Annotated in this window: 10 protein-coding genes; 8 read left to right on the plus strand and 2 right to left on the minus strand. The window is 54.3% G+C overall.

The window, feature by feature from the left end:
• Positions 1–157 precede the first annotated feature (157 nt).
• The 7 genes from U0O11_RS10320 to U0O11_RS10350 all read left to right on the plus strand — a co-directional run bounded on the left by U0O11_RS10320 (position 158) and on the right by U0O11_RS10350 (position 8,743).
• Positions 158–1,252: a TRAP transporter substrate-binding protein gene (locus U0O11_RS10320; protein ID WP_324689799.1), complete on the plus strand. Its 1,095-nt coding sequence runs from the start codon at positions 158–160 to the stop codon at positions 1,250–1,252.
• A 153-nt stretch (positions 1,253–1,405) separates the two neighbouring features.
• On the plus strand, positions 1,406–2,023 hold the full coding sequence (locus tag U0O11_RS10325; protein WP_324689802.1) for a TRAP transporter small permease: 618 nt from the start codon (positions 1,406–1,408) through the stop codon (positions 2,021–2,023).
• Entirely contained in the window at positions 2,020–3,327 is a 1,308-nt protein-coding gene (locus U0O11_RS10330) for a TRAP transporter large permease (protein ID WP_191237251.1), read from the plus strand. The genes U0O11_RS10325 and U0O11_RS10330 overlap by 4 nt, the downstream gene beginning before the upstream one ends.
• A gap of 416 nt (positions 3,328–3,743) precedes the next feature.
• The gene (locus U0O11_RS10335; protein WP_324689805.1) at positions 3,744–4,613 is read left to right on the plus strand and encodes a DUF4437 domain-containing protein; all 870 of its coding nucleotides are present in this window, start codon (positions 3,744–3,746) and stop codon (positions 4,611–4,613) included.
• 316 nt (positions 4,614–4,929) lie between these two features.
• Positions 4,930–6,234, plus strand: a complete 1,305-nt coding sequence (locus U0O11_RS10340; protein ID WP_216060848.1) for an NAD(P)/FAD-dependent oxidoreductase — start codon at positions 4,930–4,932, stop codon at positions 6,232–6,234.
• A 12-nt stretch (positions 6,235–6,246) separates the two neighbouring features.
• Positions 6,247–7,704 (plus strand): aldehyde dehydrogenase, encoded by a 1,458-nt coding sequence (aldA, locus tag U0O11_RS10345; protein WP_324689808.1) that lies wholly within the window; start codon positions 6,247–6,249, stop codon positions 7,702–7,704.
• A gap of 34 nt (positions 7,705–7,738) precedes the next feature.
• Complete coding sequence (locus tag U0O11_RS10350; protein ID WP_324689810.1) at positions 7,739–8,743, plus strand: TRAP transporter substrate-binding protein; 1,005 nt, start codon at positions 7,739–7,741, stop codon at positions 8,741–8,743.
• 87 nt (positions 8,744–8,830) lie between these two features.
• Here U0O11_RS10350 and U0O11_RS10355 read toward each other — a convergent pair whose 3' ends face one another.
• Positions 8,831–9,664, minus strand: coding sequence for a helix-turn-helix domain-containing protein (locus U0O11_RS10355; RefSeq protein ID WP_324689812.1), 834 nt, complete (start codon positions 9,662–9,664; stop codon positions 8,831–8,833).
• 112 nt (positions 9,665–9,776) lie between these two features.
• Between U0O11_RS10355 and U0O11_RS10360 the strand changes: the two genes are divergently transcribed.
• Positions 9,777–10,154, plus strand: a complete 378-nt coding sequence (locus U0O11_RS10360) for a cupin domain-containing protein (protein ID WP_216060851.1) — start codon at positions 9,777–9,779, stop codon at positions 10,152–10,154.
• Positions 10,155–10,379: 225 nt separating this feature from the next.
• On the opposite strand, the gene uxuA is transcribed toward U0O11_RS10360, so the two are convergent.
• Complete coding sequence (gene uxuA / locus U0O11_RS10365; RefSeq protein WP_324689814.1) at positions 10,380–11,558, minus strand: mannonate dehydratase; 1,179 nt, start codon at positions 11,556–11,558, stop codon at positions 10,380–10,382.
• Positions 11,559–11,653: the final 95 nt, after the last annotated feature.

The raw sequence follows: 11,653 nt of genomic DNA on the forward strand, positions 1-11,653 counted from the left end.
ACGGCACGTCATGCCTTGAGAGCATCGACAAGCCGCGCAGCCCCCGAGCATGGACCGGCAGTCTGGAGACTGTCGGTCTGGCAAGCGCAACACGGCAACACGGCAAGACCAGAAGATGCAAGGCACAACAACAAACAACGCCAAGGAAAACGCCATCATGCTGAATTGGATCAATCCAACCAATGCCTCTCGCTCTATCTCCACCTCTACCTCTATTCCCACCTCTCCCTCCCAGCGCTCACGTCTGGGCTCCCGGCTGGGCAAAGGGCTAGGCAAGAGCCTGGCCATCGCCGCCACCACCGGCACCCTGCTGGGCGCCACGCTCGGTGTCTCGGCCAGCGCCCAGGCGATGGAGCTGCGCTTCGGCCACGCCGGCACCGAAGATACCGCCTATCAACTCGGCGCCGAGCGGCTGCGCGACCTGCTCGCCGAGAAGACCGATGGCGACATCACCATGACCATCATGGGCAACTCGGTGCTGGGCCATGAGACCGAGATGTTCGAGCAACAGATGGCCGGCGCGCTGGACATGTCCATCGTAAGCCCCGGGCTGATCACCGACTTCTCGCCCACCGCCAACGTCTTCACGATTCCCTTCCTGTATCGCGATGTCGATCACTGGCAGAAGGTGCTGGATGGCGATGTCGGCCAGCAGATTGCCCAGAAGATCAGTGACGAGACCGATGTGAAGGTGCTGGCCTACTTCGGGGGCGGCAAGCGGCATATCGTCAGCTCGCGCGAGGTCACCTCACTCGATGACCTCAAGGGCCTCAAGCTGCGTACCAACCCGACCAAGCCGCTGATCGTCGCCTGGCAGGCACTCGGGGTCGAACCGAGCGTGGTGGCCTGGAAGGAGATCTACACCGCCATCCAGCTGGGCGCGATCCACGGGCTGCTCAACGAGCCGGAATGGACCCTGCGCATGCGTTTCCACGAAGTCGCCCCCAACATCGCGCTGTCTGAGCACGACATCACCGTGCGCCTGCTGACCATGTCCAAGATGTCCTGGGACAATCTGGATGAGCAGCAGCAGAAGACATTGATGGAATCCGCGCACGAAGCGGCGGCCTACGCCCGCAAGGTGCAGCTGGAACAGGACGCGGCAGCCCTCGCGGAGCTGGAGAAACAGGGTGCCAAGCTGCATGAGATCGACCGTGAGCGCATGCAGGAGATCGTCGCTGAGCCGCTCAAGGAAGTGATCGCCGAGATGGGTCTGCAGGACATCTACGACAAGGTACGCGCCGTCAAGTAAGGCATGTCAGGCGGGGTGCCTCACCTGCAGCCATCTCTGGCTTCAGGACAGGCGCCCCGCCACCTTCCTCAGCCCCTGGCGCACGTCACCTCGCGTGTCATCACTCTCGTGCCGTCGCTCTCCTTCCCTCGCACTCTTCTCGAGGACAGTGCCATGCCTTCTGTGCTCACAGGGCTCTCGCGTCTCAACCGGGCGCTCGAACGTCTGCTCTATCTCATCTTGCTGGTGCTGCTGGCAAGCTTCATCGTCTTCATCATCTATCAGATCGCCAGTCGCAACCTGGCCTTCCTGCCTCGCCTGTTCTGGACCGAGGAGTTCAGTCGCTTCGCATTCCAGTGGATGGTGATGCTGGGCACCGCCGTCGGGGTGCTGCATGCCGATCACTTCGTGCTCGAAGCCTTCCCTCGTGGCAGTCGTGCCGACCTCGTCACGCGCTGGATCCGTGATCTCGCCTGCCTGCTGCTGGGGGTGTTGTTCATCATCCACGGCAAGGACTTCGCGCTGTCGGGCCTGCGCCGCAGTGCCATGGCCTCGGGGCTGTCGATGATCTACGTCTATTCGGTGTTCACCGCCAGCGGCATCTTCATCGTGCTGTTCAGCCTGCAGCGACTCTTGCATGCCTGGTTGTACGGCATGACCGCCATGGAGGCGGCACTCAATACGCCCAACGAGGCGGAAGAACTGGCGACGCCGGAAGAAACGGAGGCCGTTCTGTCTCCCGCCATCGCCGGCCATGCGCATGATGTGACTGACCGGAGAACACTGCCATGATGCCAATGGACTGGCTCTACCTGATGCCCTGGCTGCTGTTCGGCGTGCTGGGCGTATTGATCGTGATCGGCATTCCCATCGCCATGGCACTGGTGCTGACGGCGACCACGCTGATCCTGCTGGACCCGCGCCTGACCTACTGGATCATGTTCCAGCGCATGTACAACGGCATGGATTCCTTCGTGCTGCTGGCCGTGCCGCTGTTCCTGCTCGCAGGCAACCTGATGAATGCCGCGAGGATCACCGACCGCCTGATCACGCTGTGCATGCGCCTGGTCGGCCACTTCCGTGGTGCGCTGGCTCACGTCAATGTGCTGGTCAGCATGCTGTTCGCCGGGGTCTCCGGCTCCTCCACCGCTGACAGTGCCGGCGTGGGCACGGTACTGATTCCGGCCATGAAGCGAGAAGGCTATCCGGTCAGCTTCGCCGTCGCGGTCACCGCCGCCTCCTCCGTGATGGGCACCATCATCCCGCCGTCGATCAACATGATCGTCTGGGGTGCGCTGACCAACACCTCGATCGCCGGCCTGTTTCTTGGCGGCATTCTGCCCGGCGTGATGATTGGCGTGGCTCAGCTGCTGCTCAATACCCGCTACGTGCGTCGCTACAACGTGCCGGTGCGCAAGCGCGCCTCCTTCAAGGAACTGGCCAGTTCCGGCAAGGATGGTCTTCTGGCCTCAGGGATTCCGATCGTGATCATCGGCGGCATCACCCTGGGCATCGTGACGCCCACAGAGGCTGCGGTAATCGCGGTGGTCTACGCGCTGGTGCTGGGCTTCGTGATCTATCGCGAGCTGGATCTCACCAAGCTGCTCAATGCCTCCACCGACACCGTCAGGCTGTGCTCGCTGTCGCTGTTCAGTCTGGTGGGCGCGGCCATCTTCGGCTATCTGATCAGCTTCTATCAGATTCCGCCGAAGCTGATGGCGGGCGTCAGCATCACGGACCCGACCGTGCTGCTCATCGTGATGACCATCGTGCTGCTGGTGATCGGCACCTTCATGGATGCCCTGCCCGCCATGGCGATCATGGCCCCCATCTTCTATCCGCTGGCGATGGCGGCAGGCGTGCATCCTGTGCAGTTCGGTGTCATCGGCGTCATGGCGTTGGGCCTTGGCCTGATCACGCCGCCCTACGGCTTGTGTCTGATGATTTCCGCCAAGATCGGCGGCATCCCCCTGCTCAAGGCCATGGCGACCACCATGCTGTACCTGGGTGTGATGCTGGCCGTGATCGTGTTGATGATCCTGTTCCCGGAATTCGTGCTGGCGATCCCGCGCCTGATCGCTCCCGATTTCGTCTGACCTGGCACATAATCCGGACATTCCGAAAACTGTTTGAGGAATGTCCGGAACTGCCAATTTGTTGCTTCGCAACCCCTCTGTTTTCCGCTCGCATCTGGTTCCTGGCCATTTCGACCCACCTGGCCGGGCTGGAAGGCATGCGCGAACAAGTGCCAAAAATCCCCTGACGTCTCGGAATATCGAGAAATTCTCCTCACCTCAAGGTGAGCGCCACGCCTCATGCCATGGCATCGCCTCGGGGCCTGACGCCGATAACACGCCCAGGATGAACGGCAGATTATCAAGCTTTGATTGAAAGTCTTTTCTCCATCTGCCGCTATATCCCGCTGCCTGCCCGTTCCAGGATTCACGGCGTCGATTGCCAGCGCATCGGCGATTTCCCTTACTTTCCATCATCAGACAGATAGGCAGCCACCATGAAACGTCCCGTCTCCCTTGCTCTGCTCGGCCTTTCGGTCGCCTTCGCCAGCATGACCGTCCACGCCGATGACCACTCCACGCTCACACCGACCAGTGAAGTCGTGCAGCAGTCCGACATCGACTGGGGCTATCTGAACCCGTTGCGCGGTGACCAGAGCCCGGCCGCCGGCGACCTGTGGGGCGACCGCACCAAGGGTGGCGCTTCGGGTTTCCTGGTGAAGTTCAACGAAGGTTTCTCCTCACCGCCCCACATCCACAACATCACCTACCGTGGCGTGGTCATCCAGGGCGAGGTCCACAACGATGACAAGAACGCCGATGAACAGTGGCTGCCCGCAGGCTCGTTCTGGATCCAGCCGGCAGGGGAATCCCACATCACCGCGGCCAGAGACAAGGTCAACATGGCCTACATCGAGATCAATGAAGGGCCCTATCTGGTACAGCCGGAATCCGAGGCCTTCCACAATGACGAAGAGCCGCTGAATGTCGCAGAGAACAACATGGTGTGGCTGGATGCCAACGACATCCGCTGGATCGACCTGCCGGGCAGCGACGACGCCGAGCAAGGCCCGAAGACCGCCTTCCTGTGGGGCAACCCGGACGTCGGCCAGCTGAGCGGCCGCCTGGTCAAACTGCCGGCAGACTTCTCCGGTGAGATCACAAGCCACGCCGACGAATTCCGCGCCGTGGTCATCAAGGGCGACCTGACCCACGAGACTGAAGGCAAGAACGACAGCCAGCGCCTGGCGACCGGCAGTTACTTCGGCTCTCAGGGCGAGATTACCCATGACATCACCACCGGTGCCAACGGCGAGACCCTGCTCTACGTGCGCACCAATGGGGCTTTCGACATCGTCGAGGAGTGAAAATTGAGCCATGCGCGGCTTGGCGCGCCTATCTGCGGTAACGACAACGGCCACCCATGGGTGGCCGTTTGTATTCAAACAGGATCAGTGTCTGCCGCATCACAGCCAACCATCTCCTTCCAGCCTTCATCAACATGATGACATCAGGATAATGCCCTCGACGAATATTGTTAGATAATGCCCCATCACCTCCTGAAGATATTGATGTGCGAAACATATTCAGCTCAACTGCTTAAAACAGCGTAAAGAGGTGAATGGCAGACGGCAAGAACGTGTTGATATGCTCGAAACATAATATCAACAACAGGAAAAATTCATGACGAACTCTTCGAAGCCTGGCATCTCTCTATGGAGCCAGACAGCAATCGAAAGAACGGAATATCCTGCGCTGCATGATCATCATCAAGCGGATGTCACCATTATCGGTGCCGGCTTCACAGGGCTACGAGCCGGGTTTGAACTTGTCAGCCAAGGCACCAATGTCATGATTCTGGACAGCCAGGAGCCCGGCTTTGGAGCATCAGGAAGAACGGGCGGCCAAGTCAATCCAATGGCACACGAAACACCCGATCAGATGAGAAGCAAGCTCGGTGATGTCTTCGGCACACGCTTGTCACAGGCCTATATCAACTCCGCTGACGAACTCTTTTCAGTCATCAAGAGCAATAACCTTGACTGTGAGCCTGTTCAAAAAGGATGGATAAGAGCAGCGCACTGCCGAAAGGCAGAGAAAAGCCTGCACTCCATGCAGCAGGGGTGGGCACGTGAAGGCCTGGATATCGAGATGATTGATACAGAAGAACTCCTTCGCCTATCAGGTTCCAACTCCTATCGGATTGGAACTTTGACAAAGTCGGCTGGCTGTATTCATCCGCTATCCTATTGCCGTAGCATGGCCAAGAAAATATCTTCCATGGGTGGCAAAATTCATGGAAACACACGAGTCACAAGCGTCGTGCCTGAAGGAAATAAATGGCGTGTCAACTTCCATGATGGCAGCGTTCTCAGTGATTGGGTACTCTTCTGCACCAATGGCTATACGGATAATGTACTAGCAGGATTGAACAAGACATTCATTCCCCTTGTCAGCTTGCAAGCAGCAACCAAACCACTTTCAAATGAACAATATAAGAAGATATTGCCCGAAGGCCATACGATCGCTGATACGCGACGTGTCATTTACTACTCACGACGAGACAATCGCAACCGTATCCTTCTCGGCAGTCTCGGGAGGACTCCGGAGTGCTCTCTAGCTTCCGACAAGCGACGATTGATTACTGCATTCAAGACTGTCTACCCCAGTATTTCAGAAAATGACATTGAATACTTCTGGGGAGGGCGTGTTGCCTTTACTCCCGACCTGCTGCCTCACCTTCATGAGCCAGCCCCAGGAATTCTTGCAGGACTTGGATTCAATGGTCGTGGCGTCGCAATGGGCAGTACGATGGGTAGAGTCATGGCACAAAGAGTGCTGGGGAAAGCCTCAAAAGATTTGGACATTCCCACAACTGATCTTCCGCGGTACCGCTTCTCCGATGCGAAGTCACTCGCCATCGGGCTAGTAATACCCTACCTAGAAACACGTGACCGTTGGGATATCAAGATATCTGGCGTTGCCTAAAGGGATCATGACATGAGAAAAATACACAACTATATCAATTCAAGCTTCACTGACTACCGTGAAAAAAATTCACTGAAGAATATTGACCCCAACACACAAGACATCATCAGTGTCTTTCACAATAGCAACGAGCATGATGTCAGAATGGCCATCATGGCAGCTCAGGATGCACAACCTGAGTGGGCTCGCCTGAAAACGACAAAGCGTGCTGAATACCTCCTCCTCATAGCTGAAGAAGTGATGCGTCAACAGGAAGTTATCGCTCTCCAGCTTGTCAAGGAACAAGGCAAGACACTTCCCCAGGCTAATGCTGAAGTCGCAGGTGCTGCACAATACTTGCTCTACGTTGCTGGGTGGGCACGCCGCATCGAAGGTGAAGTTCTGGAAAGCGACAGAGAAGGTGAAACACTTTACCTTAGCAGAAAGCCGATCGGGGTCGTAGGTGCCATTCTGCCCTGGAACTTCCCCTTCTTCATGATAGTGCGTAAATTTGCCCCTGCTCTTCTTTCGGGCAATACCCTAATCATAAAGCCAAGTGAAGAAACACCTGACTGTTGCGATATATTTACACATATATTGCACAAGATCGGAATTCCTCCGGGTGTCTGCAATATTATCTATGGCGATGGCCTTGCAGGCGACCACCTTTGCAAGCAACCTGAAGTCGGCATGATCAGTTTTACAGGTAGTGTTGAAACAGGAAAGAAGATCATGGCCTCATGTTCTCAGAACATAACAAAGGTCAACCTTGAGCTAGGGGGAAAAGCTCCCGCCATTGTTTCAAGAAAAGCAGATATTGATCTTGCAGTGCAAGCCATAAAAGATTCCAAAATCATAAATGCAGGCCAGACTTGTATCTGCGTAGAACGAGTATATGTAGAACGAGCCATTGCAGATGAGTTTCTGGGTAAATTGACCCAGGCCTTCAAAGAGACGACCTTTGGCGATTCCATCGAAGATCAGATGGTAGAGATGGGGCCGTTGATCAATTTCAATGCGCTCGAAAAGATAGAGAAAATGGTAAATGACTCCATCGCAGATGGCGCACAACTACTATATGGTGGATCACGTTCAGTGAAGACGAATGGCGCTCATTACCAACCAACTCTGCTCGTCGTAGAAGATAATTCCATGGCAATCATGCAAGAAGAGATATTCGGACCAGTACTTCCTGTCATGATCGTGGATGATATATTGCAAGCAGTTCACTTGGCCAATGACTCAAGATATGGCTTGTCCTCTTCAGTCTACTCTGATGACATCAATGAAATAGGATATGCATGTGAGAATCTTGCGTTTGGTGAGGTATATGTCAATCGTGAGAACATCGAGACCATGCAAGGATATCATGCAGGGCGCCGGCAATCAGGGATAGGAGGAACAGATGGTAAACACGGTTTGTACGACTATATGGAGACACAAGTGACATATTGGCAATCTCGCCATCGTAGCACCCTTCAGGAAAATTGATTCTCGAACCAATATAATTACAAAAGGTGAAACAATGAAACTCAAGAAAATCGCATCAATAGTGACAGCTGCATTGATGATCCCCTCAGCATTCTCTTGCGTACAAGCTGATGAAACATTCAAGATCACATTGGGTGGACCAGAAAGCGGTTCTCAGTATTTCATGGCATCCCAGTTCTCAGAAGAGCTTGAATCACTCACGAATGGGAAGTACTCGACTGATCTCTTCGTCAATAGTCAACTTGGAACAGAACAAAGTACCGTGAATGACGCCGCGATGGGGTTGCTCGACTTCTCTGTTGTCGCAATCAACAATATCACTCCCTTTTCCCCGACCTCTGGACTATTCACGCTTCCTTACATCTTCAACAATGAAGATGATGTCATGAAGGTCCTGAAGAGTGATGCAACTCAGTCTGTCGTTGACAATACAGTGCGTGATGCAGGCGTTAGAATCGTCGGATGGAGCCTATCTGGCTTCCGGTATCTGACCAACTCAAAACGAGAAATCAAGACACTTGATGACCTCCAGGGATTGGTTATTCGTGTTCCCAAGAATGAAATCATGATCGATACTTACCGTGCCTGGGGGATCAACCCAACTCCCATGGCATGGTCTGAAGTCTTTACTGCTCTGCAACAAAAAGTAGTGGATGGACAAGACCTCTCGGTTATTGACATTGAAAAATCCAAGTTTTACGAAGTGCAGAATTATTTATCTCGGCTGCACTACAACTTCCTTCTGGAACCTTTGATCATGTCTGAGTCGATTTTCCAATCTCAGCCCAAAGAGGTCCAATCTGCCATTCTCAAAGCAGGGAAACTCGCAACAGAAGAGAGCTTCAAGTTCCTTCAGCGCGAAGAGGAATCCGCTATTGAGTCATTGAAGACACAGGGCATGAAGATCACATCTCTTGATGAATCAGAATGGAGAGAAAAGGTAGTCAAGAATGTCTGGCCAAATTACTATGAAACCATCGGGCTTGACAATATCAATAAAGCATTGACCACGCTAGGGCGTGAACCAATTCAGGAATAGATCAGAAAGGGAGGGCTTGAACCATCAGCCCTCCCTACTGTGCTCTTCATGAATACACGAAGGAAGATAGAGAGTGCACCATGAGGTCTATAATTTTGCTGGATGCAACAGCATATCCGATGGTGATATTGTATTCTTGATCGCTTCACGAATGGAGAGAGGAATATCATCCTCCTCATGATGTACCAGGCGACATTTACGCATTGCTTCCCTGACATTGATATTCTTGCCGAGAAACTCAAAGATCACCCGCGCAGCCACGGGATAATGGTTACTACATGCAGAAGCGTATAATTGTAGACCAGGTATATAATGTTCAGAAGGTCGATTATTGGGCGCCAGAATGGTTTCTGACACTGTCGCATTCAGAAATGGTTCTGTCTCTACAATGAAAATTCTATTGGCCATCATAATGACGACTCCATCGTATTTGACAGAAGAGCCACCGCCGAGTGAAACATCCGTCTTGCGCACGCGCTCTATGTGCTTGAGATACGTGACTCCATCTTCTTGGTAAATATGATTGAACGACCGATAGATATGCCCCGGGTAGCCATGCGAGATGAAGTATCGGTAATAATACCCTACAAATCTCTGCAATGATTCACCATGGTTGGTGATGACGGGATGCATGCGTTTTACAAGTTTTGCAGTCGCATCTTCGGAATCATCTGCCTTGACAGGAGATATCTTCTTGCAAAAGTCATGATTATCGATAGTGATCTCTTCACTTTCCACACCAAAGAAGTCACATATTTTCTTCATGTTGGAAAAAGAGGGTAAGCATTCACCATGCAGATAGCGATTGAACTGTTGCCGATTGATTCCGATCTTTCTGCAGACCTCGGACGCAGAGGAATAAAAATGACAAAGATGCTGCAAGTTAGCTGAGAAATTCTGCTTTACCTGTCGAGTGCTCATTTTGATTCTCGTTGTCTTGTTATAAATAGCTATTCGATAACGTTATTCGAAGATCATTGATCACTCTACTGAAGATATCTTCGATTCTTATTTTCAACCCCAGAGGACTCATATGAATTCCATCCCCAGATTCATTCCATTTTCCAGCACCGATGTCGCTCCTTTTCAAAAGGATATCTCATCGTGCGCCACAGCCGGAAATCCACAGCAGAACGTCTGGCTATACTGCAACAATACAGCAGCAGGTGCACGATTCGGAACCTGGGACTGTCAGGCAGGCAGCCACCTTGCAACGATGGATGGTATAATCGAGTTCTGCTACATAATAGAAGGATCAGCTCAGGTGAAAAACCTTGGCACTGGAGAGACCCACTTTGTCACTACCGGCGATGCCTTTGTCATGGAGCCAGGTTTGAAAACTGAATGGTCAGTCGAAAACTACGTAAAGAAATATTTCGTCATCACCGATGCCAACATGCAAGACCAATAAACTCTGAGATGAGCGCCATCAGCATTTGTGCCAGCTCTCATCTTTAGCACGAAGTCCATTTCCGCATCAATGCCTCACGTCGTAATGCTCCTCAAGCAAAAAAGCTCAAAACAACGTGAGGCATGCATGACACCATACAGATACACAAACGGCCACCCATGAGGTGGCCGTTTGTGTATCTGTCATCACGCGACGCCGTTATACCAAACGCTGGATCGCCAGCCGCTAGGTCGCCAACCGTTGGATCGCCATCTCGAGGCCACGGATTTCCGCCAGCCCTTTCATGCGCCCATACAGCGGGTACCCCGGGCGGGTCTCGCGGCGTGCATCGTCCAGGATGTGGTGGCCATGATCCGGGCGCATCGGCAGGGGGGCTCCACCAGACGCCAGGCGGCGGCGCTCTTCTGCCACCAGCACACGAATGATCTCCACCATGTCCAGGTCGCCCTCGAGATGCTGTGCTTCATGGAAGGAGCGCTTGTCCTCGCTGTCACGCCCGGTGGCTCTGAGATGAGCGAAGTGGATGTGAGAGGCAAAGCGGCGCGCCATGATGCTGAGATCAATATCCGGATTGGCACCGTAGGAGCCGGTACAGAATGTCAGGCCATTGGCCGGGCTGGGCACGACACCCAGCAGCCAATCGGCATCCACCATGCTCGAGACCACGCGCGGCAAGCCGAACATCGGCCGTGGCGGATCATCGGGGTGAATGGCCAGTCGAATGCCGACCTCTTCCGCCACCGGCACGATGGCCTTGAGGAAGGTGGCCAGATGCTGGCGCAGGCGCGCGGCGTCAATTCCGTCATAGGCCGCCAGCGCGGCGCGGAATTCCGCCAGGCTGTAGCCCTCTTCTGCACCGGGCAGTCCTGCAATGATAGTGCGGATCAGCCTCTCGCGACCGGCATCATCCAGCGTCTCGAGATGCTGCCGCGCGGCCTGCTGCTCCTCGCTGGTGTATTCGCGCTCGGCGCCGGGGCGCTCCAGCAGATAGAGATCAAAGGCTGCGAAGGCATCCTGATCAAAGCGCAGGGCCGTGCCACCTTCCGGCAGCTGCCAGGCGAGATCGGTGCGCGTCCAGTCCAGTACCGGCATGAAGTTGTAGCACACCGTGGTGATGCCACACTCCGCCAGATGGCGCAGCGACTGCTGGTAATTGGCGATATGGCGATCACTGCCGGGCGCTGCCTGCTTGATGCTCTCATGCACCGGAATGCTCTCGACCACCGACCACCTGAGACCGGCCGCCTCGATCTGCGCCTTGCGCTCACGAATGGCGGCCAACGGCCAGACCTCGCCATTGGGTATCTCATGCAGCGCCGTGACGATACCTGTCGCGCCAGTCTGACGAATTTCCTCGAGCGTGATGGGATCCTCGGGACCGAACCAGCGCCATGTCGCTTCCATGTCATCTCCTTGACGGTCAAAAAAGGGGCGGACAACACCCACCGACAAAATATGACAACTTGTGTCAAGTGCTGCCATGCGACCTATGTCGCTGG

The sequence above is a fragment of the Cobetia sp. D5 genome, from assembly GCF_035666195.1.
Taxonomy (GTDB): Bacteria; Pseudomonadota; Gammaproteobacteria; order Pseudomonadales; family Halomonadaceae; genus Cobetia; species Cobetia amphilecti.

Coding starts and splice junctions, on each gene's coding strand:
- U0O11_RS10330 (WP_191237251.1), top strand. CDS start 2,020: ATGATGCCAATGGACTGGCTCTACCTGATGCCCTGGCTGCTGTTCGGC.
- aldA (WP_324689808.1), top strand. CDS start 6,247: ATGAGAAAAATACACAACTATATCAATTCAAGCTTCACTGACTACCGT.
- U0O11_RS10340 (WP_216060848.1), top strand. CDS start 4,930: ATGACGAACTCTTCGAAGCCTGGCATCTCTCTATGGAGCCAGACAGCA.
- U0O11_RS10320 (WP_324689799.1), top strand. CDS start 158: ATGCTGAATTGGATCAATCCAACCAATGCCTCTCGCTCTATCTCCACC.
- U0O11_RS10350 (WP_324689810.1), top strand. CDS start 7,739: ATGAAACTCAAGAAAATCGCATCAATAGTGACAGCTGCATTGATGATC.
- U0O11_RS10360 (WP_216060851.1), top strand. CDS start 9,777: ATGAATTCCATCCCCAGATTCATTCCATTTTCCAGCACCGATGTCGCT.
- uxuA (WP_324689814.1), bottom strand. CDS start 11,558: ATGGAAGCGACATGGCGCTGGTTCGGTCCCGAGGATCCCATCACGCTC.
- U0O11_RS10355 (WP_324689812.1), bottom strand. CDS start 9,664: ATGAGCACTCGACAGGTAAAGCAGAATTTCTCAGCTAACTTGCAGCAT.
- U0O11_RS10325 (WP_324689802.1), top strand. CDS start 1,406: ATGCCTTCTGTGCTCACAGGGCTCTCGCGTCTCAACCGGGCGCTCGAA.
- U0O11_RS10335 (WP_324689805.1), top strand. CDS start 3,744: ATGAAACGTCCCGTCTCCCTTGCTCTGCTCGGCCTTTCGGTCGCCTTC.